The sequence below is a fragment of the Burkholderia alba genome, assembly GCF_034721475.1.
Classification (GTDB): Bacteria; Pseudomonadota; Gammaproteobacteria; order Burkholderiales; family Burkholderiaceae; genus Burkholderia; species Burkholderia alba.
Genome location: NZ_JAWJWL010000204.1, coordinates 1 through 303 on the forward strand (window position 1 = coordinate 1; position 303 = coordinate 303).

Below are 303 nucleotides of genomic sequence, written 5' to 3' on the forward strand. Positions count from 1 at the left end.
CCGTCAACAACCAGATCGGCATCGGCACGGTGATGTCGTCGGTGCAGCAGTCGTTCGGCCAGGGCACGATCGCGTCGAGCAACTCCACGCTGAACGTCGCGATCAACGGCAACGGCTTCTTCCAGATGTCGAACAACGGCGCGCTCACCTACTCGCGCGACGGCACGTTCCAGCGCGACAAGAACGGCTACCTCGTCAACTCGCAGGGCATGAACCTGATGGGCTACGCCGCGAACGCGAACGGCACCATCAACACCGCGACGACCGTGCCGCTGCAGGCGCCGACGACCAACATCGCGCCGA

At 64.4% G+C, this 303-nt stretch carries 1 protein-coding gene; it reads left to right on the top strand.

Annotated features, from left to right (window positions below):
- Positions 1-303: flagellar hook-basal body complex protein (locus RZR99_RS33245; protein ID WP_323123880.1), on the top strand; the 303-nt coding region annotated here is incomplete at both ends.